The organism is Bradyrhizobium sp. 604_D8_N2_3 (assembly GCF_051810765.1).
Taxonomy (GTDB): domain Bacteria; phylum Pseudomonadota; class Alphaproteobacteria; order Rhizobiales; family Xanthobacteraceae; genus Bradyrhizobium; species Bradyrhizobium barranii.
This window is the reverse complement of sequence record NZ_JBPWPM010000001.1, coordinates 7,722,865-7,747,347: the sequence shown is the minus strand read 5'-3', so window position 1 is coordinate 7,747,347 and position 24,483 is coordinate 7,722,865. Positions and strand designations below refer to the sequence as shown.

The 24,483-nt window shown below is 63.9% G+C and carries 23 protein-coding genes and 2 pseudogenes; 15 read left to right on the top strand and 10 right to left on the bottom strand.

Features of this window, described 5'->3' with window-relative positions; translation table 11 throughout:
• Positions 1–26 precede the first annotated feature (26 nt).
• From AB7245_RS37195 to AB7245_RS37180, 4 genes are all read left to right on the top strand, one after another.
• The gene (locus AB7245_RS37195; protein WP_028150059.1) at positions 27–383 is read left to right on the top strand and encodes an MmoB/DmpM family protein; all 357 of its coding nucleotides are present in this window, start codon (positions 27–29) and stop codon (positions 381–383) included.
• Between the two features lie 109 nt (positions 384–492).
• Positions 493–1,536, top strand: a complete 1,044-nt coding sequence (locus tag AB7245_RS37190) for an amidohydrolase family protein (protein WP_085399580.1) — start codon at positions 493–495, stop codon at positions 1,534–1,536.
• On the top strand, positions 1,536–2,330 hold the full coding sequence (locus tag AB7245_RS37185; protein ID WP_085399581.1) for a metal-sulfur cluster assembly factor: 795 nt from the start codon (positions 1,536–1,538) through the stop codon (positions 2,328–2,330). The genes AB7245_RS37190 and AB7245_RS37185 overlap by 1 nt, the downstream gene beginning before the upstream one ends.
• A gap of 78 nt (positions 2,331–2,408) precedes the next feature.
• Entirely contained in the window at positions 2,409–4,037 is a 1,629-nt protein-coding gene (locus AB7245_RS37180) for a molecular chaperone GroEL (RefSeq protein ID WP_354080098.1), read from the top strand.
• Positions 4,038–4,131: 94 nt separating this feature from the next.
• On the opposite strand, the pseudogene AB7245_RS37175 reads toward AB7245_RS37180, so the two are convergent.
• From AB7245_RS37175 to soxC, 7 genes and pseudogenes are all read right to left on the bottom strand, one after another.
• Positions 4,132–5,013, bottom strand: a pseudogene (locus AB7245_RS37175) (sigma 54-interacting transcriptional regulator); the annotation flags it as partial.
• Positions 5,014–5,520: 507 nt separating this feature from the next.
• Positions 5,521–5,802 (bottom strand): annotated as a pseudogene (locus AB7245_RS37170) (GAF domain-containing protein); the annotation flags it as partial.
• 1,112 nt (positions 5,803–6,914) lie between these two features.
• The gene (locus tag AB7245_RS37165; RefSeq protein ID WP_144030656.1) at positions 6,915–7,265 is read right to left on the bottom strand and encodes a hypothetical protein; all 351 of its coding nucleotides are present in this window, start codon (positions 7,263–7,265) and stop codon (positions 6,915–6,917) included.
• Between the two features lie 142 nt (positions 7,266–7,407).
• On the bottom strand, positions 7,408–7,725 hold the full coding sequence (locus AB7245_RS37160; protein ID WP_085399584.1) for a hypothetical protein: 318 nt from the start codon (positions 7,723–7,725) through the stop codon (positions 7,408–7,410).
• A 34-nt stretch (positions 7,726–7,759) separates the two neighbouring features.
• The gene (locus AB7245_RS37155) at positions 7,760–8,161 is read right to left on the bottom strand and encodes a DUF302 domain-containing protein (RefSeq protein WP_434057386.1); all 402 of its coding nucleotides are present in this window, start codon (positions 8,159–8,161) and stop codon (positions 7,760–7,762) included.
• 76 nt (positions 8,162–8,237) lie between these two features.
• A complete protein-coding gene (locus tag AB7245_RS37150) occupies positions 8,238–8,786 on the bottom strand; it encodes a c-type cytochrome (protein ID WP_085399586.1) in 549 nt (182 codons plus the stop codon).
• Entirely contained in the window at positions 8,773–10,044 is a 1,272-nt protein-coding gene (gene soxC / locus AB7245_RS37145; protein ID WP_085399587.1) for a sulfite dehydrogenase, read from the bottom strand. The genes AB7245_RS37150 and soxC overlap by 14 nt, the downstream gene beginning before the upstream one ends.
• A 221-nt stretch (positions 10,045–10,265) precedes the next feature.
• Between soxC and AB7245_RS37140 the strand changes: the two genes are divergently transcribed.
• Complete coding sequence (locus tag AB7245_RS37140; protein ID WP_354080092.1) at positions 10,266–11,243, top strand: AraC family transcriptional regulator; 978 nt, start codon at positions 10,266–10,268, stop codon at positions 11,241–11,243.
• On the opposite strand, the gene AB7245_RS37135 is transcribed toward AB7245_RS37140, so the two are convergent.
• Positions 11,206–12,993: a peptide ABC transporter substrate-binding protein gene (locus tag AB7245_RS37135; RefSeq protein ID WP_085399589.1), complete on the bottom strand. Its 1,788-nt coding sequence runs from the start codon at positions 12,991–12,993 to the stop codon at positions 11,206–11,208. The genes AB7245_RS37140 and AB7245_RS37135 overlap by 38 nt on opposite strands.
• 261 nt (positions 12,994–13,254) lie before the next feature.
• On the opposite strand from AB7245_RS37135, the gene AB7245_RS37130 reads away from it, so the two are divergent.
• Positions 13,255–13,809 (top strand): hypothetical protein, encoded by a 555-nt coding sequence (locus tag AB7245_RS37130; RefSeq protein ID WP_354080090.1) that lies wholly within the window; start codon positions 13,255–13,257, stop codon positions 13,807–13,809.
• 58 nt (positions 13,810–13,867) lie between these two features.
• Here the strand turns inward: AB7245_RS37130 and AB7245_RS37125 are convergent, their stop codons facing one another.
• The gene (locus AB7245_RS37125; RefSeq protein WP_085399591.1) at positions 13,868–14,446 is read right to left on the bottom strand and encodes a TetR family transcriptional regulator; all 579 of its coding nucleotides are present in this window, start codon (positions 14,444–14,446) and stop codon (positions 13,868–13,870) included.
• Between the two features lie 143 nt (positions 14,447–14,589).
• Between AB7245_RS37125 and AB7245_RS37120 the strand changes: the two genes are divergently transcribed.
• Positions 14,590–16,035 (top strand): MATE family efflux transporter, encoded by a 1,446-nt coding sequence (locus AB7245_RS37120; RefSeq protein WP_085399592.1) that lies wholly within the window; start codon positions 14,590–14,592, stop codon positions 16,033–16,035.
• Here AB7245_RS37120 and AB7245_RS37115 read toward each other — a convergent pair.
• On the bottom strand, positions 16,009–16,287 hold the full coding sequence (locus tag AB7245_RS37115; RefSeq protein WP_085399593.1) for a hypothetical protein: 279 nt from the start codon (positions 16,285–16,287) through the stop codon (positions 16,009–16,011). The genes AB7245_RS37120 and AB7245_RS37115 overlap by 27 nt on opposite strands.
• A 170-nt stretch (positions 16,288–16,457) precedes the next feature.
• Here AB7245_RS37115 and AB7245_RS37110 point away from each other — a divergent pair, with 170 nt between their 5' ends.
• The 8 genes from AB7245_RS37110 to AB7245_RS37075 all read left to right on the top strand — a co-directional run bounded on the left by AB7245_RS37110 (position 16,458) and on the right by AB7245_RS37075 (position 24,335).
• Complete coding sequence (locus AB7245_RS37110; protein WP_038944047.1) at positions 16,458–17,240, top strand: MetQ/NlpA family ABC transporter substrate-binding protein; 783 nt, start codon at positions 16,458–16,460, stop codon at positions 17,238–17,240.
• Positions 17,241–17,363: 123 nt separating this feature from the next.
• The gene (locus tag AB7245_RS37105) at positions 17,364–18,398 is read left to right on the top strand and encodes a putative FMN-dependent luciferase-like monooxygenase (protein WP_085399594.1); all 1,035 of its coding nucleotides are present in this window, start codon (positions 17,364–17,366) and stop codon (positions 18,396–18,398) included.
• Positions 18,399–18,435: 37 nt separating this feature from the next.
• Positions 18,436–19,059 carry a CMD domain protein gene (locus AB7245_RS37100; protein ID WP_439035538.1) on the top strand — a complete coding sequence of 208 codons (624 nt, stop codon included), beginning with the start codon at positions 18,436–18,438 and terminating at the stop codon, positions 19,057–19,059.
• A gap of 12 nt (positions 19,060–19,071) precedes the next feature.
• On the top strand, positions 19,072–19,656 hold the full coding sequence (locus AB7245_RS37095) for an alkylhydroperoxidase domain protein (RefSeq protein WP_085399596.1): 585 nt from the start codon (positions 19,072–19,074) through the stop codon (positions 19,654–19,656).
• A 59-nt stretch (positions 19,657–19,715) separates the two neighbouring features.
• The gene (locus tag AB7245_RS37090) at positions 19,716–20,873 is read left to right on the top strand and encodes an ABC transporter substrate-binding protein (RefSeq protein ID WP_085399597.1); all 1,158 of its coding nucleotides are present in this window, start codon (positions 19,716–19,718) and stop codon (positions 20,871–20,873) included.
• Positions 20,874–20,929: 56 nt separating this feature from the next.
• On the top strand, positions 20,930–22,753 hold the full coding sequence (locus AB7245_RS37085; RefSeq protein ID WP_439035537.1) for an ABC transporter permease: 1,824 nt from the start codon (positions 20,930–20,932) through the stop codon (positions 22,751–22,753).
• The gene (locus AB7245_RS37080) at positions 22,750–23,598 is read left to right on the top strand and encodes an ABC transporter ATP-binding protein (RefSeq protein WP_085399599.1); all 849 of its coding nucleotides are present in this window, start codon (positions 22,750–22,752) and stop codon (positions 23,596–23,598) included. Before AB7245_RS37085 ends, AB7245_RS37080 begins: the two co-directional genes overlap by 4 nt.
• Positions 23,595–24,335 (top strand): ABC transporter ATP-binding protein, encoded by a 741-nt coding sequence (locus tag AB7245_RS37075; RefSeq protein ID WP_063981254.1) that lies wholly within the window; start codon positions 23,595–23,597, stop codon positions 24,333–24,335. Before AB7245_RS37080 ends, AB7245_RS37075 begins: the two co-directional genes overlap by 4 nt.
• The last annotated feature ends 148 nt before the right edge of the window (positions 24,336–24,483 follow it).

The window sequence follows — 24,483 nt, the reverse complement described above, 5'->3', positions numbered from 1 at the left end:
CACACTCAATCCTTCTGGAGACCGACATGCTGCACGAGAATGACAACATCTTCAAATCGATGAAAGACATCACGTTCGAGGACACGGTGTCGCATCAATGCGGAGTGACAATGAACGATAGCGTCGAGGCGCGCGCTATCGCCGAAGTCATGAGCCGTCATGAACACATCAAGGTGACCTACATGCCGGCGATGATCCGTATCGATGGCGACGGCAAGATGGAATTCAAGATGGATGAGATTTCCGAAGAGTTGGGCCGCGTCATGACCCCGCATCTCTTCGAGATTTCAACCTCGACGCATTACGGCCGCATGGTCATGACGGACGACAACACCGTCATGCTGTTCGGCGACATGAACGAGATGATGAAATACATCGTTTAATGATCGCCAGCGAACCAGCCTGGCCGGCACAGCGCCGGCCGGGCTCAATCGACGACATCAATCGCGCCTCACAACAATACGCAATATCCAGCGGAGCGGGAGTAACGCCATGTACAGGACGGCCAAGGGTGAAGAGATTTTTGTCATCGATGGGCATACCCATTTCTGGGATGGTAGCCCGGCCAACCAGAAGAACATCCACGGCAAGCAGTTCATCGAGTGCTTCTACGCCTATCACTCGAATCTGAGCCCGCCGTCGGAGAAATGGGAGAAGGAGAAGTTCGAGAAGTACGACGCCAAGACGATGTTCGACGACCTGTTCGTCACCGGTTACGACGACATGGCGATCCTTCAGCCGACCTATCTCACCGATTTTTACAAGAACGGCTTCAATACCACCGAACGAAACTCGACGATGAAGAAGAGCCATCCGGACCGCTTCATCCTGAACGGCGCCTTTGATCCGCGTGACGGTACCAAGGGCATCGAAGACCTTCATGCGCTCTCCGAGAAGCACAAGCTGAAGGGCGTCAAGCTTTACACCGCCGAATGGCGTGGCGAGTCGAAGGGCTACAAGCTCACCGACAAGGCGTCCTACCAGTATCTCGAGGCGGCGCAGAAGCTCGGGATCAAGAACATCCACGTCCACAAGGGGCCAACGATCATCCCGCTGAACCGGGATGCGTTCGATGTCGCCGATATCGATGACGTCGCCACCTCGTTCCAGGATTTAAACTTCATCGTCGAGCATTGTGGCTTGCCGCGCCTTGACGATTTCTGCTGGATCGCGACCCAGGAAACCAACGTCTATGCCGGCCTCGCGGTGGCGTTGCCCTTCATCCATTCGCGGCCGGGGTACTTCGCCCACGTCATTTCCGAACTGCTATTCTGGGTCGGACCGGACAAGATCCTTTACGGTAGCGATTATGGCATCTGGACGCCGAAATGGCTGATCGACAAGTTCATGGCATTTGAAATCCCGGCCGACGTCACCAAGGAGACCGGTTCGGTGCTGTCGATGGAAACGAAGACCAAGATCCTCGGTCTCAATGCCGCGCGCATCTATGGCATCGATGTCGAAGCGCAAAAGAAGAAGATCCAGGCGGGCGGCGGTTATGCCCACTTGCCCGAAGCCGTTCACGCGCCGAGGTGATGGCCATGAAGCGTGGCGTTGAGGGGAGGGAGCGGCCGAGAAGCCGCTCGTCAGATGACAGGCAGGCGCAGATATGGGCCTGCCTGCGAGACGTGATGGACCCGGAACTCGACGAGTCCGTCATCGACCTGAATTTCGTGACCAGGGCCGATGTCGACGCGAAGGATCGGGTCCACATCGAGTTCCGCTTGCCGACCTATTGGTGCGCTGCCAATTTTTCGTTCCTGATGGCGGACGACATGCGCCGGTCCATCAGCGCGTTGGACTGGGTCAAGGGCGTCAGCGTGGTCTTGGGTGAGCACATGTATGCCGACAAGATCAATGCGGGCCTCGCGCTGGGGCGCTCGTTCCAGGAAACGTTCGGCGCCGAGGCCGATGGCAGCCTCGATGATCTGCGTCAGACATTCCTCGTCAAGGCGTTCCAGCGCCGGCAGGTTGCGCTACTCAGTCACCTCATCGCGCTGGGGCAATCGCCGGCAGAGATCGTGAGCCTGACGTTGACGGAGCTCGGTTGCCTGCCGCTCGACGATGCAGGTGAGGCGCTGATTCAGCGCTATCTCGAGCGACGTGCCGTCGTAGGTCCGGCAAGCGGTGGTGAACCCGCCTTTGTCGATGCGAACGGAGCGCGGCTGAAAGCCGACGGCCTTGCCGCATACCTGTCGAATCTACGGCGCGTGGGCATCAATGCTGAATTCAACGGCGCACTGTGCCGCGGCCTGCTTGCCGCGCGGTTCGACCTCGATACACCGTTCGTACCGAAATCGAGGACGATGCCGGCGTCGCCGGACACGTAACAGGTGCCGTGATGCGGGTGCGCAGCATCGACAACAAGTCCAGACCAGACGACCTCAAGGCAAAGTCGGGGATATAGAATGCCGAAGATCATGTTGCACGATGAAGCTGCGCGGGCCGCGCTGGGCCGGGGCGTCGCCAAGCTCGCCAAGGCGGTACGCGGAACGCTGGGTCCGAGGGGTATGAACGCGATCATGGACCGACCGATCGGCACACCGATCGTGTCGCGCGATGGCGTCAGCATTGCCAGCGAAATCGAACTTGAATGCCCGTTTGAGAATATGGGCGCGCAGGTGTTGCGTGAGGTTTCAGCGCGAACCAATGAGGTGGCGGGGGACGGCACCACCACGGCGACCGTGCTGGCGGATGTTCTTGTGCAGGAAGGCCTGAAATGTTTAGCGGCCGGCGCCAATCCGGTCGAGCTGGTTCAAGGGCTGGAGCTGGCGGTTAGTGAGACCATTACGGCGTTACGACGGTCGGCGAGACCGCTGCAGGGGCCTGCTGGCCTGCGGGCTGTTGCGAGCATTGCCGCCAACGACACAGCGCTTGGCGACATGGTCGGCGAAGCCTTCGAGCGCGCCGGCAATCACGGAATCGTCGCGGTGGAATTTGGCAACACGGTCGAGACGACGCTGGAAATCGTTGAAGGCATGGCCTTCGATCGCGGCTATCTTTCACATCATATGGTCACCGATGTCGAGAAAATGCAGGTGGTTCTCGACAGTCCGTTCATCGTCATGACCGATCTCAAGATCCAGACCGGGGAGCAACTGGCTGGTGTGATCTCGCTCATCGAGAAGAGCGGGCGACCTTTGCTGATCATCGCCGAGGAAGTGGCGCCATCGGTCATCATGCAATTGCTGGCGCGTCGGGAGAAATCCAATTTCAAGGTCGCCGCGATTCATCCGCCGGAGTTCGGCCATTGGCGCAAGGCGATGCTCGAGGATATCGCGATCACGACCGGAGGGCGCGTTATCTCGGCGGATCTAGGCGGAAGGCTCGAGAAGGTGGAGCTGCACGACCTTGGGTCCGCGCGCCAAGTGCGCATTTCCGCCTCGAAGACCCTGATCACGGCGGGAAGTGGCGATCAGAAGGCCATCGCGGCGCGACGCGAGCAGGTGTTGCGCCAATACGATGCCGCTCCCGAAAATATTGAGCGGGACAAGTTCCAGGAGCGCATCGCAAAACTGTCCGGCGGCACAGCGATGATTCTTGCCGGCGGCGCGACGCCGGTCGAGCAAAAACGCCGGACCCAGTTGATCGAGGATGCGATCAACGCGACCCGCGCCGCGATCGAAGAAGGCATTGTGCCGGGCGGGGGAGTGGCCTTGCTCAGGATCGCTGCAAGGCTCGACGAATTGATCAGTCGTCTGGACGGAGGCGCCAGGCAGGGCGCCGAGCTGCTGCAACGCGCGCTCAGTCGGCCGCTTTTCTACATTGCCGCCAATGCCGGTCTGAACGGAGAGGCGGAAGTTGCGAGAATTGCCAAGGCCACGAATGGCCACGGGCTCGACGTGCGCAATGGTTCGGCGGTCGATCTTGTCGAAGCTGGCATTATCGACCCGGTCAAGGTTTGCTACAGCGCGGTTCGCAATGCGGCATCGGTGGCCGGACTGATCCTGACGACTCAGACCTTGATCGCCAAGAAGCCGGATGACTACGATCCGACCGCCGGCCCGGCCCGAGGTGGTGGCGCTGAGCTGCTTTGAACGGAACAATCATCGGTTCGAAGCGACCGGCGCTCTGTCCATAGTTGGGCATGCTGCGATACTCGCAGCATCGGCGCTTCGAGGCACTATGGCATCACTCGGGCTTCTTCTGCCCCAGTGCGCGATAGATGGTGTTTCTTGAGACGCCGAGGCGTCGCGCGGTTTCGCTGACGTTTCCGGCGGTCTCGGCATACACAACAAGGATTCGCGCGCGGTGGATGTCGTGGAGCGATCCGGACTCCGCTCCGGAGTGTTGAACGATGCTCTCCGCGCTGGCTTCGTTGATAGAGCCGTCCGCAGCGGCAAGGGTGAATCGCGCCAGAACGTTGCGGAGCTCGCGGACGTTGCCAGGCCAGGGACGTGCGGCGAGATGCGCAATGTCCGTCCGCGTGATCTCGCAATTCGGGTCGATCGCATTGAGCAGATGGCGAACGATGGCATCAAAGTCGTTGCGATCCCGGAGCGGTGGCAGGTTGACCTCGAGCGTATTGAGACGATAGAGCAGGTCGGATCGGAACCGGGCTTCGGCGATGGCCTTGTCCAACCTGGCGTTGGTGGCGGAGATGAGAAAGACATCGACCTTCGATCTGACGCCGCCGACGGGGCGCACGGTCCAGTCGTCGAGCAGGCGCAGAAGCACCGCCTGCAGCGCGACGGGCATGTCGCCGATCTCGTCAAGGAACAGCGTGCCGCCGTCGGCCTCCTTGACCAGTCCAATCGCGCCGCCGCGCCGCGCCCCGGTGAATGCTCCGGCGGCATAGCCAAACAGCTCGCTCTCGATCAGGCTTTCCGGCAGGGCGGCGCAATTCACTGGAACGAACGCGCCGGTCCGCCCACTCGCCATATGGGCGTGGCGGGCAAGCTGTTCCTTGCCGGTTCCGGTCTCGCCTCGGATGAGGATGGGCATCTTGCGTGCTGCCGCGGTCTCGACTTGACGGACGATGGCTCGGACCGCGGGGTCGTCCGCAACGAAGCCGGCGGCCATGCTCTGAAGAGACCGTGGTTCCGGCTTTGAATCCTTTCGGGCAGATGATGAGCTCGCGGTCTCGCGACCGTCAGATTCGGATCTCGATTTCTGGACATCGCGATGCGTGATCAACTGGCGTCGTCGCGCGTGCAGCACCACGATGGCGCCGATGCCGGAGCGTTCGTTCTCGACGAAGTTGAAGCTCGCGTTGGGAAGCAGCTCCTTCAGCCTGCTCGGCCACTCATCGAAGGGAACCGTCTTCAAAAAGCGGGTTGGCGCGTCGTTGTGAATGCCGTGGCGATCATGCTGGAGTGCGTTCAGAGCACGCTCGGTGGCGTGGAGGATCATGCCACGACGATCGAGCACGATGCATTCATCGTTCGCCCATTGCGATCTCCTGCCGAGAAAGCGGCACAGCAACTCCTCGTGTTCCTGTCGGACCGATTGGGCCAGAACGCTTTCCACGTGATGGCCGACCGCGACGGCCAAAGCCAGGCTCTGCGGATTGAAGGTGCTTGCAGGACCCGAGATGTCGACCACGCCAAGCAGTTCGCCATCGGTCGGGTCATGAACCGGGACGGCAGCGCAAGTCCACCGCTGCACCTCCGAGCAGAAATGCTCTGTACCGTGAATTTGGACAGGTTTCGATTCCGCTATCGCGGCGCCGATCGCGTTGGTGCCGATGTCGGCCTCGCTCCAGCGTCCTCCGTGTTCGAGATGGACTGCGCGGCCGGCGTCGATGACCCTGTCGTCGCCCTGCGTATCGATGATCAGCCCACTCGGATCGGTGAGGATCATGATTGAGTTTGCATCGCGCAGAAATGTTTTTGAGTTCTCGAGAGCGCAGCGGGCGGCATGACGGAGCGACGCGTATTTGGAGCGATGACGAAACAACTCGGCGTCCGCGACGAGCGGCGCTCGCGCACGGTCGACGGTGACGTGATGGTTCCTGGATCGCTGCCACGACGCTGCGACCGATGATCTCAAGTCGGATGACAACGCTCCGCGCTCGACGAACTTCTCCCACGCCGCCAGCACTTCTCGTTGGTCCATCCCGGCTCCTCCGACGTGAAAGGTGCTGGACCGCTCATGACGGGCCCTGCGATCATTCACCTGAATGCGGGGGAGTGCCTGCCGCAACTGCCGGTTCGCTCACGCAAAAGTCCGACGGTAAGACCCTTCCAGGCCGCCGTGACGGCCGTCTGAATCGGATTCCATATCCGTCGCACCCGCCGTGAAGACGACCGCGCCTTCCGATCAAGCAACCCCTTCAGCGTCTCACGTCCCGAACGTCCCGGGCCTTTCTCTCAAGCCCGTTGACCGGATCAGCCTATACATTTTGAATGGTTCTAGCAAAGGTAGCGATCGAAGTTCCGCTGGGCCGCGGCTCGATCTGTTCGAAAATCTAGGCTAGGCGCGCAGTAGTGCGGCGCAGCATCAGGGAATTGGGCGGTGCGGGCTAGTATCTTCGGCCATCCACACGGGCCGCAGCTATGGACATCGGGGGCCGCATCCGATCAAGCGTGGAGGCGATCCAGAGGGGCAACCGGGAGACAACGGCAGCGGACAGAATGCCGTCGAAAGTGACTTGCGTTCAGGATCCAGGGGTTACGTCAGTCAAAAGTGGTGGCGTCAGTCAAATCGCAACCTGGACCGAATGTCGGTATCGGTGGTTGCACGTCCCCGATTTGAACCTACCGCTCGACACGCTTCTGAGTCTAGGCGGACGACCGGAGGAAATATCGCAGATTTGCGTCGTGTGGGGGAAGGCGATAGCGCTCTCCCGCTGCCAATCATTTCTTCAAGCGAACATCGTGCAATGTTGGTACCTGCAAAGGCTTTACGTCCGACGCGGACCTCTGGCCGCGGTAGCATCGCTTGAACGGCGCGACGAAGGTTGCCGGTAACCGCTACTGGCTTTTGGTAGCGTAGCGCTTGCAGATCAACTCAAGCCCTTGCCGTTCGGCTGCGACCTTGTTGACCTGTGCGATGCCCTGTCGCGCACCGAGTTGCCAGAATTGCGGATAGTCGGCTTTGAGTTTCGCCGCGGTTCTGGCCATCTCGGGATGACGTTGCTCGAACGTCGGCATTTCATAGCCCTTTGGCAGGCAGAGCGAGCGAATGTGTTCGTAGCCCTCGCAGGTCTTGCCGGCACTAGCCGCGGCCCGTTGCGTCTCTTGTAGCGGAGTGGGGATGATTGTCTCTGCCTGGACGGGGATTGAGATGGCGAGGGCGATCGATAGAACGAACGGCGACTTCACGGCAGAACTCCAGAAGTACATTGTACGTAGGGTAGAGCACTTGCGAAACCTATCATGCTTCATCGTCGGGCAAACTCAGTTGGGTTTCGCTGCGCTCTACCCATCCTGCAAGACTGCTGTCTGACAGGTCGATGTTGCGCCGTCAGCGCGGGCCGCTCTGTCCATCGTCCGGATCGCTCTCCGGCTCTCGGATCAGCACCACCGGCTCGTCATATCCCTTGCGGCTGCTGTAAAACACCAGTGCCATCAGGCCGACGCCGACGACCAGCGAGAACACGACGCCGAGCACCAGCGCGACATAGCCGGACGCCGGCACGCTGGTATCCGTGCTGGTCCAGCCGAGATAGCCGAGAACGCTCGCGGCGACGAGCATCGCGCACAACGCCGCGATGACCAGCCATCGGGCGAGCTTGCTGTCTTGCGCCTCGGGCGGCGCCGGTTGCCCGCTGGTCACGTTCATGAACCTCTCTCCTCGCGCGGCCGTCGCGTCGCGCTTACGGTGCAGTGGCCTTGGTCGCGATCGCATGCAGTGCGGCGGTCATCGCGCCGATGGCGGTCTTGGCCGGCTCGCCGACGCCGTGACGGCCGGCGAGATAGGCCGGATCGTTGTACGACAGCCAGGTCGCGCCTTGCTCGTCCTGCCAGACCAGCGCCTTCAGCGGCAGGTCGATGCCGGCGGTCTGCGCCTGCTGCATCAACGGCGTCCCGCCCTTGGCGTTGCCGAAGATGAGCAGATCAGTCGGCCGCAGAGTCATGCCGACGGCGGCAGCGCCCGCGGCGTGATCGACATGGGCAAACACGGTGAGGCCTTTGGCCTTCACCTCGGTCTCGAGCCGCGTCATCGTGTCCTGCGGGCCAAAATTGCTCTTGATGGTGATAAGTCCGTCTGTAGCCATTGCCTGTGTCTCCCAGAAACATGTCGCGACCAGTGCGAAGATCCGGACCAGTGTGAAGAGCCTCATGATGTCAGGCTCACTTCTTGCGGAATAATCGCGCCGGGTCGAATTCCGGCTCCGGAATGAAGCCGTCGCGATTGGGCATCCTGATCTTCGGCAAGGACTCCTTGTCGACCTTGCCGTCGGCGGGAACGATGCCGTTGAGGCTCAAGATGTAGGCGGTGACGGCATAGGTCTCGTCGGTGCTGAGCGAGCCCGGCGTCGGATATGGCATCGCGCGATGAATGTAGTCGAACAGGGTCGTCGCATAGGGCCAGAAGCTGCCGACGGTCTTGACCGGCATATTGGAGGCGAGCGTGCCCTGTCCGCCGGCGAGACGATCCTTGATGCCGCCCTGGCCGTTGTCGCCATGACAGGCCGCGCAATTGTCGGCAAAAATCTGCTTGCCCTGCACCGCCGTGCCGCTGCCGTCGGGCAGACCCTTGCCGTCGGGACCGATGTCGATGTCCCACAGCTTGATTTCCTGCGGCGTTGCCGGACGGCCGAAATCGAACGCCAGCGCGGGCGCGGCGAGCAGGCCGGCGGTGAGGATGCCGGCGAGAAACAGCTTGTCATGCGAGGACATTGCGGACCCTCCCGGCTTCGTCGATGCTCCAGGTCTGCTGGGCGTTGTAGTGAAACAGCGCGTTGGTCCCCATCGCGGCGATGAAGGACTGCCGGTCCGGCTGAACGTTGCCGTGGTCGTCGGTCGAGCGGCTCACGATTTTTGTCGGCTTGCCGTCCCAGACCCAATCCATCTGGAAGCGCACCTGCGCCTTGGACAGCACCGGCTGGCTCAGCTGCGCGGGCTTCCAGGTCCTGGCGCCGTCGGTGGAGATCTCGACCTTGGCGATCTTGCCATGCCCGCTCCAGGCAAGACCCGAGATGCGGTTATAGCCGGGCTGGATCTGCATCATGCCGGAGGGCTGGGTGATGACGGAGTTGGTTTCCATCCGCAGCTGAAACTGCCGCGCCTTGCCGTTGGCCAGCAGCTGCGTGTAGCGGGCCGTCTCCCAGCGCGTCATCCATGGCTCGCTGCCGAACTTGAGGCGGCGCAGCCATTTGATGTTGAGGTTGCCTTCGAAGCCCGGCATCACCAGCCGCATCGGAAAGCCGTGCGCGGGCCGCAGCGGCTCGCCGTTCTGGCCGTAGGCGACGAAAGCCTCGTTCACGATCTCGTCGGTGAGGGGAATGCTGCGATCGACGCCCGCGCCGTCGCCGCCCTCCGCCAGCATCCAGTTCGAGCCCTTGTCCTTGGCGACGAGGTCGATCAGGAATTTGAGCGGAACGCCGGTCCATTCATTGGTGCTGACGAGGCCATGCGTGTTCTGCACCGTCACGTCAGGATCGGCCTTTTTCCAGTTCTCCCATCCGTTGCCGGTGCATTCGATGAACACGACGCGCGTCACCGACGGCATCCGCTTCAAGTCCTCGACGTTGAGCACCAGCGGCTTGCCGACCATGCCGTGGATGAGCAGCCGGTGCTGCGCGGGATCGATATCGGGCACGCCGGAATGGCTGCGCTCGTAATGTAGATCGGTCGGCGTGATGTTACCGACGAGCTTCTGATGCGGCGTCTTGGAATTGATGGCATCGCCGGGATCGACGTTGCGCTTGCCCGGTGTCGCCTCGGGGATGCGATCGAGTTTTGCAAACCGGGAGCGTTCGCTGTGCGCGCTGAGATCGGCGCCGGGCCCGCGATCGGGGACGTCGGCGAGCGTCTCGGCGCCCGCCGCCTCGGACGCCACCGCGCCAAGGATGCCCGCCGACAGGCCTCCCACGAAGCCGCGGCGCGACACATTCGCAGGCCGTGGCAACAACTCGACTGGCGTCTTGGACGTCATATGATCTCCCCTTGATAACCCTGTTTTTTGGAAATCCCTGCCGCCTTCATGCCGTGACATTACCGAACGCCGTGAGGATTGCTCGTTAGGATATGTTAAAAGCCATGAGTACTGGTCCACTCATGCGCGGGACGGCCCGCTCATACGTTAGATGCGCTTGGCTGTTCCATGGAATGGCCGGGCGGCTCGGAGACATGTCCGGGCGGATCAAGGGGAGAGGGATGTCGGAGGCGGACGCGGCGGAATTGTTGAAGGCGATGGTGCCGCTGTTCAGGATCCGTCCAATATTCGAGGATTCCTGCAAGTTCGGCGGCAGCTGGGAGTCGCTACACGCGCCGAACGGCAAGGGATGGGCGCAGTTCCACATGGTCACACGCGGCGCTTGCGTGGTCGAGCGGCCGGGCCTGGGTCCGCAGCGGCTGGAAGCCGGAGATATCCTCCTGCTGCCGCACGGCGACAGTCACGCGGTTCGCAGCCGGACTGGCGGCGCTATCGGGCGTGTTACGACCGAGGTCCGAAATGGCGTCCGCCAGCGCGCGACGGTCGAGGCCGAGGTCGATACCGAACTGCTGTGCGGCCGTTTCCTGTTCGAGACGTCGGATGAGAATCCGCTGATCGCCGCGCTTCCAGACGAGATCATCCTGCGCACGGCGGAGGAGCCGCTGCTGGAACGGTTTCGGCGCCTGCTGATCGACATCCGCGAAGAGCTGGACGCGGGACGGGTTGGATCGGAGGTGGTCGCGGCCGACCTCGCGAGAGCGTTGTTCGTGATGATGCTCCGCGATCATCTTTCGGACGATGCCTCCGGGAATGGGACGGTGTCGCTGTTGCGCGACCGCATGACGGCCCGTGTGGTGTCGGCGATCCTCAACGATCTTGCCCGGGACTGGACGCTCGACGACATGGCGGCGGTGGCGATCGCCTCGCGTGCGACGCTGGTGCGCGCTTTTCAAAAGCGCGCGGGGGTCGCGCCCATGACGTTCCTGTCCGATCTGCGATTGACGGTCGCGCGCAAGCGGCTGGCCGGCACCTCCGATCCGATCGCCAAGATCGCCGGCGAGGTCGGGTATGCGTCCGAGGGCGCGCTGAGCAAAGCGATCATGCGCAGATACGGCATGCGGCCCGGCGCTTTGAGGGAGCCGGGTCCTCAGGCGCCGGTTGTCAAACCCGATACCAGCTCCCCAGATTCCAGGTCGTGACGTCCCAGCCCGAGATGTCGGCCATGAGGCTATTGACGCCGGCGCCAACGATGTTGCGGGAGAGCAGCGGCACGAGAATATTGGCTTCGCAGAAGATCTCGTTGACCTTGATCAGGAGCGCGGCGCGCTTGACCGGATCGAGCTCCTGCTGCGCGGTCTTGTAGGCCTTGTCGGCCTCGGGATCGGACCAGCGCGAGATGTTTCGGCCGAGCCACTTGTTCTCCTTGTTGGCGATCTCCCAGGAGACGCACTGGTTCAAGAACCGCTCCGGATCGGGCTGCGGCTGCGTCGTGTTGTACATCTCCATGTCGCAATAGAGTTTTGAGTAGGTGTCGGGGTTGCCGACGTCAGACGAGAAGAACACCGATGCGGTGACCGACTTCAGCTCGATGTCGATGCCGGCCTTCTGGCAGGCCTGCTTGATGATGGCCTGCGTCTTCTGGCGCGGGCCGTTGATCGAGGTCTGGAACACGTATTTGAGCTTCTTGCCGTCCTTCTCGCGGATGCCGTCCGCGCCCCGCTTCCAGCCGGCCTCGTCGAGGATTTTGTTCGCCTTGTCGACGTCGAACGCGTAGGTCAGCTTGCCCGACTTGAACTGCTGGGGCTGGTTGACGAAGCTCGCCGTGGCGATGCCGCCGCGGCCATAGATGAATTTCTGGATCGCCTCGCGATCGATCAAGAGGTTGAACGCCTGGCGGACGACCGGATCGGACAGCGTCGGGTGCTTGGTCTTGACGCTGGAGCGCTCGCCGTCGACCTCGGTCCAGGGGTCCGTCGTGTTGAGGATGATGAACTCGACGTTGCCGGACGGCGTGATGTCGACCCTGCCTTTGCCGCTGGCCTCCATGCGCTTGAGGACCTCCTCCTCCACCAGCAGGTTCCAGGCATAGTCGTACTCGGCGGTCTGGAGCACGGTGCGCGCCGCGGAGACCGCGTCGCCGCCGCCCTTGACCTCGAGCGTGTCGAAATGCGGCTGGTTCTTGACGTGATAGTCGGGGTTGCGTTCGGCCCGGATCAGGTCGCCCGGCTTGAACTCGACGAATTTGTACGGGCCGGTGCCGACCGGCTTCAGATTACCCGGCGCCTCGCGCGACTTCGCGCCGGCATAGTCGCCGAAATGATGCTTCGGCAGGATCTGGCCGACCGAGCCGACGAAGGGGTCGGCCCAGAACGGGGTGGGGGCCTTGAACAGCACCTTGACGGTGTGGTCGTCGATCTTCTCGACGGTGATGTCCTTGTAGGATCCCGTGCTGTAGGCGGCGGTCGCGAGGTCCGCTGCGTAGGCCCAGGTGAAGACGACGTCGTCGGCGGTGAAGGGCTTGCCGTCATGCCACTTCACGCCCTGCTTCAGCTTCCAGATGACGCTCATGCCGTCGGCCGCGAGGCTGCCGTTCGCCTTGGTCGGAATCTCGGCGGCGAGGCAGGGGATGAGGTTGCCGTCCTTGTCCCAGCCGGCCAGCGGCTCGAAGAAGATGCGCGAGGCGACCTGATCCTTGGTGCCGATCGCGAAATGCGGATTGAGCAGGGTGGGGGCCTGCCACAGCAGGATCTTGAGCGGGCCGCCGCCGCCGGCCTTGGTCGGCTTGTATTGCAGCGTGGCATCCGCCATCGCGACGTCGTTCCAGAGCAGGATCTGGCTCGCGACCGGCGCGGCGATCCCGGCCGCAGCCATGGTCCGGATGAACGAGCGTCGCGACAGCGTGCCTTGCTTCACCTCCGCGATGGACTTGCGTATCTCGTCTTCGTTCATCGAATGACCCCCACCTCGAAGAAAAATCGTCTTCGGCACCCCATCATGTTGCATCATGCACGAGGCGGCAATGCCGGCGAGGCCGCAAGGCCCTGCGACGAAATGGCGAAGTGGAGGTGGGCAGCTTCTGCCGGGACATTGTTGCCGGCGTGAAGGGGATGCCGGCCGGATTTCGCGATAAGCCCTTGATGGCAATGAGGCTCTCATCTGGCATGCGCATTGCACGCAAAGCGTGCGTTCGCAATGACAGTGGAGTGCGGTATGAGCGTCAGCAGCATGAGCAGCATCGGTGGAAGCGCGGCGGGGTCGCCTTCATCCACCAGCCAGTCGAAATCAGCGGGTTCACAAGACGGCGCCTCGATGTTCTCGTCTCTGCTGGAGAGCGGCACGCCCTACGACGAGGTCAAGGTGAGCCTGCCGAACGGTATGTCGATCGGCATCGTCCATTTCGGTGGCGGCGGCTTCGACAGCAGCGCGCTCAAGTCCATCGAGGATTTCGTGCAGAAGCTCGCGAGCCAGCAGATTTCTGGTGATCCGGCGTCCGGCGCCGACCAGTCGCAGAACGGCGACACGCCCGACGCCGTCGGGATCGACAAGGTTCATGTCGATCTTCCGAACGGAATCTCGTTCGAGGTGCTGCATTCCTCCGGCGGCCACGCCACGGACAGCGACGCCGTCCTGAAGGAGCTCACCGAGGCCGCCGAAGAACTCGCCGAATCGCTGTCGCACTATTCGCCGGCCTCGGCCGCGGCTTCCGCTTATGCCTCGCAAGCAAGTTCGTCCGGCCGCAGCAGCCAGCTCGACGCGAGGAGCTGAGCAACACGCAGGCCGCCCTGAGCTAGGACGATCCGGTGCGAGCAGAGGGGCGAATGCACTAGCACCCCTTCGCGAGCGCCAGCGCAGCTTCCACCGCGTTTTCGAGAATCTCCTCCGACAATTGCCTGTCGCTCACCGCGCGCGACAATTGCAGCGCGCCGACCATGGTGGCGTAGGCCGCGATGGCGCGGCGGCGCCGTTCCGCCGGGGTGCCCCCAGGCATTTGCGCCGCCATCAGCGCGAGGATGTCGGACATCTTGCCGGTGAAGGCCTCGCGCGTTGCCTTCGGATGCCGCGCGATCTCGGAGACGAGGGCCGCGGTCGGGCAACCGGTCGCCGCGCGATCGCGATGCTTGGGCGAGAGATAGTCGCGGATCACGGTCTCGAGCGCGACGCCGTTTTCGAGATTGTCCCTGTGCCGCTGCTCGCGCCGCTCCAGCGCGTCGAGCAGCACCGCGCGCACCAGATCTTCCTTGGAGGCGAAGTGCGTGTAGAAAGCGCCGTTGGTCAGGCCCGCCTCCGCCATGATGCCGGCGAGGCCGACTGCGGCGATGCCGCTCTCGCGGAACTGCGATGATGCGACATCGAGAATGTGCCGCCGTGTCGTGTCCCTGTGTCCCTTGTCGTAGCGCGCCAATTCCGCCTCCTGCGAACCCGCCGCCCCCTATGCCACAAAATCGTGAGGTCTGTCCTATTGCATTACGGTCATACTAATACATTATTACCATAATGCAATGGGCGGCCGACCGGGCGGTCCGAGGGAACCACAGGATCGAACCCATGTCCGTCGAAGATGCCGCCGCGCCGGCCTTGTCCGCCGCGCCATTCGTGGCCCACACCGCGGCCCCGCTTCGCCAGGCGGCTACGCCGGCCCCAGGCGCAGCTGAGCAAAGACGCGCCGCGCTCCTGACCGCGCCGATCTTGCCCACGCTACTCAAGCTCGCGCTACCGACCGTCACCGTCCTGGTGGCACAGACCGCGGTCAACATCGCGGAGGCCTATTATGTCGGCTATCTCGGCACCGATGCGCTCGCCGGCGCCGCGCTGGTGTTCCCGATCTTCATGCTGATGACCATGATGTCGAACGGCGGGTTCGGCTCCGGCGTTGCGTCCTCGGTGGCGCGCGCGGTTGGAGCCGGCCGCCGCGCCGATGCCGAGGCGGCGCTGTTTCATGCGGTGGTGCTCGCGATCATTGCCGGCGGCGTGTTCACGCTCGGCGTCGTCCTCGGTGGTCCGCATCTCTATCGCGCCCTCGGCGGCACCGACGGTGCGCTCGCCGCTGCCACCACCTATTCCAACTATCTGTTCGCCGGCGCCATCCCGGTGTGGATCGTCAACCTCCAGGCTGCCGCGCTGCGCGGCGCCGGCAACGTCAAAGTGCCGGCCCTGGTGACTCTGGTCGGCGCCATCGTGACCATTCCGGTCTCGCCGGCACTGATCTTCGGGTTCGGGCCGATCCCGCGGCTCGGCATCGGCGGCGCCGGCATAGCCTTCGGCCTCTATTACGGCGCGGCGATGCTGTTCCTGCTGCACTACATGTCGACGGGCGCGACTGGCCTGAAGCTGCACATCGTGCCGTTGCGCGCAAAGATCTTCGGCGACATGCTGAAGGTCGGCATCCCCACCGCGTTCAACGCGGTGCTGACCAACCTCACCGTCATCCTCGTCACCGGTGCGGTCGGGCTGTTCGGCACGTCCGCTCTCGCCGGCTACGGCATTGCCTCGCGGCTGGACTACATCATGATCCCGCTGCTGTTCGGGATCAGCACGGCGACGCTGACCATGGTCGGCGTCAACATGGGCGCGGACCAGACCGCGCGGGCACGAAAGATTGGCTGGATCAGCGGCGTGGTCGGCATGATCATGACCGGCACGATCGGCTTGCTGGTTGCGATCTTCCCGACAGCCTGGCTGCACCTCTTCAGCCATGACGCGGACGTCGTCAGCGAGGGCATGACCTATTTGCGCATCGTCGCGCCCGCCTATGCCGCGCTCGGCTTCGGTTTTGTCAGTTCGTTCGCGGTGCAAGGCACCGGCCGAGCGATGGGGCCGCTCGCTTCGTCCTTCGCGCGCATCCTGATCGCGGCTGGCGGCGGCTGGATCGCGGTGGCGAGCTTTGGCGCGGGCATGGCGGGTCTCGCCACCATGGTCACGCTGTCGCTCGCCGTCTATGCCGCGATCTGTGTCCTGATCATGCTGTCACCGTGGACGTGGCGCTCCGAGTAAACAGGCATCACTGGATGCCGGCAGCGCCGACAGCAGCAGCAAATTGCTCAGCAGCTTGAGCGACGACGCGCTGATCAGCTTCATCGTCAGCGCGACGCCGGAATTGAACGGCACGCCCTGGAGCAGGGCATAGAGGCTCCGAGGCGCTTCCGGCTGGCGAACTTCGGGGCGGCGAGGGCGGTCATGGCTAAGCTCCTTGCTGGCCTTGCTGCTAATCTCGCATCCGGGGTGACACTTTGCCGTGATGCCCATCACGCTTACGGAACGCGCCGTCGTAACTGCGAATTCCTTTCCTATTTTGCGCCGAATGGAGAAGGTGTTCCTCGCAACAGGCCGGCAATATGGATTTCCATTTCATTGATTTCGCCTCGCGGAGAAGCGAATACGGTTCCAATCATTTTCGCTGAGTTTTGGAGACCAAGATGTCGTTTCGCCTCCCCTTGATCCTCGCAACCGCGCTTGCCGCCTGGTCGGCCGCAGCAACCGCCGAGACCATCAAGATCGGTGTGACGCCGGGCCCGCATGCGCAGATCTTCGAGGCGGTGAAGCCGATCGCCGCCAAGCAGGGCCTCGACATCCAGCTGATCGAGTTCTCCGACTACGTCGTGCCGAATGCCGCGCTCGATGCCGGTGAGATCCAGGCCAATTCGTTCCAGAACCAGCCTTATCTCGACAACCAGAAGGCCGACCGCGGCTACAAGATCGAATCCGTCGGGCTGACCGTGAACTTCCCGATCGGCGTCTATTCGAAGAAGCACAAGGCCTTCGCCGACATCCCTGAAGGCGGCAAGGTCTCGATCCCGAACGATCCGACCAATGGCGGCCGCGTGCTGCTGCTGCTGCGCGACAAGGGTGTGATCAAGCTGAAGGACGGCACGGGCTTCAAGCCGACGGTGCTCGACGTCACCGAGAATCCCAAGAAGCTGAAATTCATCGAGGTCGATGCGGCGCAGGCGCCGCGCGCGCTCGACGATGTCGATGCTGCCGCGATCAACACCAATTATGCAACCCAGGCGGGCCTCGATCCCGTCAAGGATCCGATCCTGCGCGAGGACCCGAAGGGACCCTACGTCAACCTGATCGCGGTACGTGCCGCCGACAAGGACAAGCCCTGGGTCAAGATCCTCGTCGACAGCTACCACACGCCCGAGGTGAAGGAGTTCGTCCTGACCAAGTTCAAGGGCGCGGTGCTGCCGAGCTGGTAGGCAATCTGCCTAACCAAGGTCCAGCGCGGGGGCGATCCGGCGGGCAGCCTTGCGCAATGCCCGCTTGTCTGGAGCTGCGGCAACCGACATCATCGGGGCCCATCCTCGCCCGACAGGGGTCGTATGAAACGCTTTGCAAACCTGAAACGACTGGGGTTCTTCACGCGGCTCCTCGATGAAGCCCCGCCAGCGGAGCGCTATCGCTTCGCCGCCGAGCAGATCGTGCGCGCTGAGAAAGCAGGCCTCGATTCCGCGTGGATCGCGCAGCATCATTTTCACGAGCGCGAGGGCGGCCTGCCGTCGCCCTTCACCTTCCTCGGCTACGTCGCGGCGCAAACCTCGCGCATCCGTCTCGGCACCGGCATCGTCACCCTGCCGCTGGAGAATGCGGTCCGCGTTGCGGAAGATGCCGCGGTGCTCGATCTGCTCTGCAACGGCCGCTTCGAGCTCGGCGTCGGCACTGGCGGCAATCCGTCGGCCTTTGCCGCCTTCGGCCTCGACAGTGCCCAGCGCAACGAGATCTTTGCCCGCAATCTTGACGTGGTCCGCACCGCCCTGGTCGGCAAGCCGCTCACTGGTGGCGATACGCTCTATCCGCAACGGCCCCAATTGGACAAGCGGATCTGGCAGGCGACGTTCTCGGTCGCCGGTGGTGCGCGCGCGGGCAAGGCCGGCGATGGCCTGCTGCTGTCGCGCACCCAGCCCCGGACCAAGGAGGCGCCGAAGGCCACGCTCGCCGAGATCCAGAATCCGGTCATCGATGCCTATCTTGAAGCGCTGCCGCCGGGATGCGAGCCCCGGATCATGGCCTCACGCAGCGTCTTCGTCGCCGACGACCGGACTGAAGCGATGCGCCTTGCCGATATCGGGCTGCGGCGCGCGCTGCCGCAGTTCCTCAAGGGCGGTCATGCCAGGCCTGGCGAGACGCTGGAGGAGATGATCATCGCATTCGACACCCATGTCGGTGCGGCCGACGACGTCATCGCCTCGCTCCGCGCCGATGCCACGCTGGAGCGGGTGACCGACCTCGTCTTCCAGGCGCATTCGGTGGACGCGCCGCATCCCCATATCCTGCGCTCGATCGAGCTTGTCGCGGAGAAGGTCGCGCCGGCGCTGGGCTGGACCCGGACGGCAGCTGACGTGGCTCTGGCGGGCTGATCGGAGTGAAAATGATCGCGTTGCACGAGGCTGACTGATGGCTACGAAAGATATCATCGACACGCTCGCCGGGATCGAACCGGGCACGGCTCTGAATGGCATTCGCGCACGCCGCCTGCAGGCGCGCGAGAACGCGCAGAAGAGCTATCTCTCGCTGTTCGAGCCAATCGACGCCGGCGACTTTTCGCTTGTGGAGCGCGCCGCGGTCGCGCTCTTCGTGATCGGCCTTCACCGCGAGCCCAATGTGGCCGCCTTCTACCGGGCGAAGCTCGCGGCGACCGCCGATGGTGCGCGCCTGGCCGAGGCGATCGAGGTCGAAATCGCGCGCGGCGAGACGTCAGGCCCGTACGGTGCGTATCCGGCCGGACCGCTGTCAGTCGAGAACACGGCCGGCCTGATCTATCGCGTGAGCGCGGAGGGCAGGTCCGTCCTTAGCGCCAGGCTCGCCGCGGCGCTGGAGCATGCGCATCTGCTGGTGTTCCGCCCGCGCGATGCCGCGTCCGCCGACATGAAGGCGCTGCTGGCCGCCGGCTGGTCGGACACCGGCATCGTCACCTTCTCTCAGCTCGTCGCGTTCCTGTCGTTCCAGGTGCGCGTCGTCACGGGCCTGCGCGTGCTCGGCGCCTCGCTGGGCACCGCAAGCGCTGCGGCCGGCGCGTAAGGAGACTGCATCATGAGCGCTGCAAACAACGTCAATCCGCCCGTCGTCTTCACCCAGGACGAACTCGGCTGGGTGTCGTGGATCGATCCGCTGCCCGAGGCCGAATTGACCGAGCGGCATTTCGCGGGCCTGGTCGATCGCTCCCGTGCCAAGTCCGAATACTTCCGCCTTCTCGTGCGCGATCCCGAGGTGCTGGAAGCCCGCACCAAGACCGACAAGGACATCTTCTACAACGTCGCCGACGGCCTGCCGCGCGCCGAACGTGAGCTCGCGGCGGCCGCGACCTCGCGCTATAACGGCTGCATCTACTGCGCTTCGGTGCATGCGCGTTTCGCCAGCACCTATTCCAAGCGCCGCGACGACGTGCAGCGGCTGCTCGACGAAGGCGTCCAGGCCGACCTCGGCGAGCGCTGGAACGCGGTGGTCAAGGCCTCGGTCGCGCTGGCCGCGACGCCGATCGCGTTCGGCCCTGAGAATGTCGAGGAGCTGCGCCGCGCCGGCCTCGACGATGCCGAGATCGTCGACGTCATCAACGGCGCCTCGTTCTTCAACTGGGCGAACCGGCTGATGCTGTCACTCGGTGAGCCCTCGAAATAGGCAATCTCACCGGCACAAGAATTGCTGTTTGTTTCAACACTATCTGGATGGAGCCGTGCATGAGCAACATCGATCGTCGTACCCTGGTCAAGGGCTCGCTCGCCGCCATGATGGCGGGAGCAGCCGGTTCGCGCGGCGCCTTTGCGCAATCCGCCGAGCCGATCCTGCTCGGCGTCAGCGGCCCCCTGACCGGGCCGAACGCGCAATATGGCACGCAGTGGAAGCAGGGCTTCGACCTCGCGCTGGACGAGATCCAGGCGGCTGGCGGCATCAACGGCCGCAAGCTCACCTACAATTTCGAGGACAGCCAGAGCGATCCGCGCCAGTCGGTGGCGATCGCGCAGAAATTCGTCTCCGATCCCCGCGTCGTCCTGGAGCTCGGCGATTTCTCCAGCCCCGCCTCGATGGCGGCTTCGCCGATCTATCAGCGCGCGGGCCTGGTGCAGTTCGGCTTCACCAATTCGCACCCTGACTTCACCAAGGGTGGCGACTTCATGTGGAGCACCTCGGTCAGCCAGGCCGACGAGCAGCCGCTGCTGGCGTCCTATGCCGTGAAGCGCCTCGGCCTGAAGAAGCTCGCGGTGCTGCACCTCAACACGGATTGGGGCCGCACCAGCCGCGACTATTTCGTCAATGCTGCAAAGGAATATGGCGCGGAGATCGCGGTCACCGAGGGTTATATCGCGGAGGAGCGCGACTTCCGCTCCACCCTGGTGCGCGTGCGCGATGCCAATCCGGACGGGTTGATCCTGATCTCCTACTACTCCGACGGTGCGCTGATCGCACGTCAGGCGCGGCAGGTCGGGCTAAAGCAGGTGATCTGTGCGGCAAGCTCGGTCTACTCGCCGAAATTCCTGGAGCTGGGCGGCGAGGCCGTCGAAGAGGTCCATGTCGGCACGCGCTACTTCCCGGAAGACCCGCGGCCCGAGGTGCAGAAATTTATCGCCGGCTTCAAGAAGAAGTACAACGGTCTGGAGCCAGACGCCTTCAACGCCTACGCCTATGATGCGATGAACATGGCGGCTGCCGTGGTGAAGATCGGCGGCACCGACCGCAAGGCGGTCCGCGACGCCTTCACCAAGGTCAAGGACGTCCCTAGCGTCATCTTCGGCGCCGCGACGTTCGACGTCGCGACTCGCCGCGTCAAGGGCGCCATGAACGCCGAGCTGGTCGTGCGCAAGGGCCAGTTCGCGCTCTGGGACGGCAAGCCGACCTGACATGATGGCCGGAGCGGGGGCTCCGGCCGCTTTCCTCTCTACGCGGTGATATCAGCGTGTCTTCCTGGCTCGACTACACGATCAACGGGCTGATCGTCGGCAATGTCTACGCGCTCGTTGCAGTCGGGCTTGCGCTGATCTTCGGCGTCAGCCGGCTGATCAACTTTGCCCAGGGCTCGATCTATCTCGTCGGCGCCTATATCGGCTGGGTCGCGGTGGTGCAGCTGCATACGCCGCTGCCGCTCACCATCATCGTGGTGGCGGTGGCGGCCGCGATCGTCGGACTGATCATCGAACGGTTCGGCCTGCGTCCGCTCCAGAATTCCGTGCGCATCGCGCCGTTGCTCGCGACCATCGGTATCAGCTTCGTGCTCGATCAGCTGGTGATGCTGACCTTCTCGCCCAACCCGCGCGCGCTGCCGAGCCAGCTGCCCGACGTGCGTTTCCAGGTCGCTGGCGGCACGATCGGACCGCTTGATCTGCTGATCGCCGGCGTCGGCCTCACCAGCGCGCTGCTGCTGTTCGTGTTCCTGCGCTACAGCAAGCTCGGCTGGGCGGTGCGCGCGACCGCGCAGGACCGCGATGCCGCGATGCAGATGGGCGTCGACGTCAACCGGGTTAATCAGGCCGTGTTTGGCATTGCGGCGGCGCTCGGTGGCGTCTCCGGCCTGCTGGTCGGCATGTACTACAACCAGATCGACACCGCGATGAGCCTGCAGGCAACGCTGAAGGGCGTCGTTGCGGAAGTGGTCGGGGGTGCCGGCAACGTGCCGGGCGCCGTGATCGGCAGCTTGTTGCTCGGGCTGGTCGAGAGCTACGGCGTCGCCGTGTTCGGCACGAGCTACCGCAATCTGTTCGCGTTCCTGCTGCTGGTCGTCGTGCTCGTGCTGCGTCCGAACGGCCTGTTCGCCAGCGCGCGGCAGGCGCCACCCGAGCCGCTCACCGGCACCTTCATCGCGCCGAGCCGCCCGGTGCGGATTCCGCGTTGGGCGCTGCTGGTTGCCGCCGGCGTGTTCGCGATCCTGCCGTTCTTCCCGGTGTCCTTCTATGTGCTCCAGACCCTGATCAACGCCTGGCTGCTCGGCATGCTCGCGCTCAGCCTGACGCTGGTTGCGGGCACGGTGGGACAGGTTTCGCTCGGACATGCCGCGCTGCTCGCGATCGGCGCCTACACCTCGGCGCTGCTGTCGCTGAATTTCTCCGTCCCCGTCGGCCTCGCCATCATCGCCGGCGGCCTGATGAGCGCCGCGCTCGGCACGGCATTGATCTCGCCGTCGTTCCGTCTGCGCGGGCATTATGTGTCGATCGCGACGCTGGCCATCGGCGAGATCGTGTCGCTGGTGATTTTGAACTGGGAGAGCGTCACCCGCGGCCCGATCGGCATCTCCGGCATTCCGCCGCTGTCGCTGTTTGGCTACGATTTGGTCAGCCCGACCTCGATCTACTGGTTCAGCTTTGTCGTGATGGTCGTGCTGGCGCTGCTGCAGGGGCGGCTGCTCGGCTCGCATCTCGGCCGCAGCTTCCGCGCCATCCGCGACGACGACATCGCCGCGCGCGCCTATGGCCTCAGCCTGAACCGCTACAAGTCGCTGGCCTTCATCTTCGGCGGCTTCGCCGCCGGCGTCAGCGGCGGCATCGCCGCGCATCTCTATTCCTACATCAACCACGAGACCTTCAACACGCAGCAATCCATCCTGGCGCTGACCGTCGTGATCCTCGGCGGCCTCGGCAACGTCGTCGGCGCCATCGTCGGAGCGGTCGCGCTGGTCGGCTTGCCGGAGGTGTTCCGGATCGCGGCGGAGTATCGCATCCTGATCTACGGCATCGTGCTGCTGCTGCTCGTGCGGTTCAGGCCGCAGGGCCTGTTGGGCACGATATGATGGCGGAGCACGCGCCCATGCTGTCCCTGCGCGGATTGACGCGCCGTTTCGGCGGCCTCACGGCCGTGGACGCCATCGACCTCGATCTCGCCAGGGGTGAGCTCATCAGCATCATCGGCCCGAACGGTGCCGGCAAGACGACGCTGTTCAACCTCGTGACCGGGCTCGATCGGCCCGATGCCGGCAATGTCGGCTTTGAAGGTCAGGACATCACGGGTCTGTCGCCCGAACGGCTCGCTGCTGGAGGTATCGCGCGCACGTTCCAGCTCGGTCGCGTCTTCGGCAATCTCAGCGTCATGGACAACGTCCTGATCGGCGCGCATACGCGGCTGCGCGCGGTGAAGCCCGCAGTGCCTGTGATCGGCCCGCTGCTGGAGTTGGGGCTGGCGCTGTTGCGTCCGGCCAGCGTCAGGGACGAAGAGGAACGGCTGCGCGAGGAGATGAAGACTATTCTCGCACGCTTCGGCGAGCGGTTGCTGCCGCGGATCGACCAGCCGGCCTACAGCCTGTCCTATGCCAACCGCCGCCGCGTCGAGATCGCGCGCGCGCTTGCGCTGAAGCCGCGCCTGTTGCTGCTCGACGAGCCGACCGCCGGCATGAACCCGACCGAGACCGCGGAGATGCAGGGCCTCGTCGCCGAGCTGAAGGCCGAGGGGCTGACCATCCTCCTGATCGAGCACAAGCTTGAAATGGTGATGCGCCTCTCCGACCGCGTCATCGTCATGGACGAGGGCAAGAAGATTGCGGAAGGGCCGGGTGAAGTGGTGCGTGGCGATCCCAAGGTGATCGAGGCCTATCTCGGCCATGGCCTGTCGGAGACGCCGGAGCGGGAGAGCGTGGTATGACGACTGGCGCATCCGAGCCGCTGCTGGCGCTCTCGAACGTCAACACTTTCTACGGCCAGGCGCAGGTGCATTTCGACCTGTCGATCACGGTCGGCCGCGGCCATATCGTCTGCCTGCTCGGCGGCAATGCCAGCGGCAAGTCGACCACGATGAAGATCATCTTGGGCCTGGTGAAACCGCGCTCGGGTGACGTGACCTTCGACGGTGCCTCGCTGCTCGGGCTCACCACGCCGCAGATCGTCCGCCGTGGTATCGCATCTGTTCCCGAGGCGCGGCGGTTGTTCGCGGACATGAGCGTGCGCGAAAACATCCTGATGGGGGCCTTCGTGCGCAACGACCGCGATGCGGTGGCGCAGGATCTCGACAAGATGCTGACGCTGTTCCCGAAGCTTGGTCAGCGGCTGTCGCAGCGTGCCGGTTCGCTCTCCGGCGGCGAGCAGCAGATGGTCGCGATGGCGCGCGCGCTGATGAGCCGTCCGAGGATGATCGTGATGGACGAGCCGACCATGGGCCTGTCGCCGCTCTATGTCGACCGCGTGCTGGAGTTGATCCGCACCATCAACCAGGAAGGCGTGTCGGTCTTCATGGTCGAACAGAACGCCAGCCTCGCGCTCGAGATCGCGCACGAGGCCTATGTGCTCCAGACCGGCAAGATCGTGCTCTCAGGCCCGGCGCGGGCGCTGAAGGACGACCCCCGCATCCGCGATGCCTATCTTGGTGGTTCCGAGGCCGCGTAGCACCATCTCGGCCTGCATGGTTCGCCCGGCGATGCAGAGCATCGTCCGGACGCCCGCTGCGCGGGCTCCTCACCATGAGGGTCTGCTCGCAACGTGGCCGCGAATCCAGGCCTCATCCTGAGGACCCCGCGCAGTGGGCGTCTCGAAG

Excerpts from the sequence above, each read along its gene's own strand:
- AB7245_RS37195 (WP_028150059.1), top strand. The coding sequence starts at position 27 with ATGCTGCACGAGAATGACAACATCTTCAAATCGATGAAAGACATCACG.
- AB7245_RS37190 (WP_085399580.1), top strand. The coding sequence starts at position 493 with ATGTACAGGACGGCCAAGGGTGAAGAGATTTTTGTCATCGATGGGCAT.
- AB7245_RS37185 (WP_085399581.1), top strand. The coding sequence starts at position 1,536 with ATGGCCATGAAGCGTGGCGTTGAGGGGAGGGAGCGGCCGAGAAGCCGC.
- AB7245_RS37180 (WP_354080098.1), top strand. The coding sequence starts at position 2,409 with ATGCCGAAGATCATGTTGCACGATGAAGCTGCGCGGGCCGCGCTGGGC.
- AB7245_RS37160 (WP_085399584.1), bottom strand. The coding sequence starts at position 7,725 with ATGAACGTGACCAGCGGGCAACCGGCGCCGCCCGAGGCGCAAGACAGC.
- AB7245_RS37155 (WP_434057386.1), bottom strand. The coding sequence starts at position 8,161 with ATGGCTACAGACGGACTTATCACCATCAAGAGCAATTTTGGCCCGCAG.
- AB7245_RS37150 (WP_085399586.1), bottom strand. The coding sequence starts at position 8,786 with ATGTCCTCGCATGACAAGCTGTTTCTCGCCGGCATCCTCACCGCCGGC.
- soxC (WP_085399587.1), bottom strand. The coding sequence starts at position 10,044 with ATGACGTCCAAGACGCCAGTCGAGTTGTTGCCACGGCCTGCGAATGTG.
- AB7245_RS37140 (WP_354080092.1), top strand. The coding sequence starts at position 10,266 with ATGTCGGAGGCGGACGCGGCGGAATTGTTGAAGGCGATGGTGCCGCTG.
- AB7245_RS37135 (WP_085399589.1), bottom strand. The coding sequence starts at position 12,993 with ATGAACGAAGACGAGATACGCAAGTCCATCGCGGAGGTGAAGCAAGGC.
- AB7245_RS37130 (WP_354080090.1), top strand. The coding sequence starts at position 13,255 with ATGAGCGTCAGCAGCATGAGCAGCATCGGTGGAAGCGCGGCGGGGTCG.
- AB7245_RS37120 (WP_085399592.1), top strand. The coding sequence starts at position 14,590 with ATGTCCGTCGAAGATGCCGCCGCGCCGGCCTTGTCCGCCGCGCCATTC.
- AB7245_RS37115 (WP_085399593.1), bottom strand. The coding sequence starts at position 16,287 with ATGGGCATCACGGCAAAGTGTCACCCCGGATGCGAGATTAGCAGCAAG.
- AB7245_RS37110 (WP_038944047.1), top strand. The coding sequence starts at position 16,458 with ATGTCGTTTCGCCTCCCCTTGATCCTCGCAACCGCGCTTGCCGCCTGG.
- AB7245_RS37105 (WP_085399594.1), top strand. The coding sequence starts at position 17,364 with ATGAAACGCTTTGCAAACCTGAAACGACTGGGGTTCTTCACGCGGCTC.
- AB7245_RS37100 (WP_439035538.1), top strand. The coding sequence starts at position 18,436 with ATGGCTACGAAAGATATCATCGACACGCTCGCCGGGATCGAACCGGGC.
- AB7245_RS37095 (WP_085399596.1), top strand. The coding sequence starts at position 19,072 with ATGAGCGCTGCAAACAACGTCAATCCGCCCGTCGTCTTCACCCAGGAC.
- AB7245_RS37090 (WP_085399597.1), top strand. The coding sequence starts at position 19,716 with ATGAGCAACATCGATCGTCGTACCCTGGTCAAGGGCTCGCTCGCCGCC.
- AB7245_RS37080 (WP_085399599.1), top strand. The coding sequence starts at position 22,750 with ATGATGGCGGAGCACGCGCCCATGCTGTCCCTGCGCGGATTGACGCGC.
- AB7245_RS37075 (WP_063981254.1), top strand. The coding sequence starts at position 23,595 with ATGACGACTGGCGCATCCGAGCCGCTGCTGGCGCTCTCGAACGTCAAC.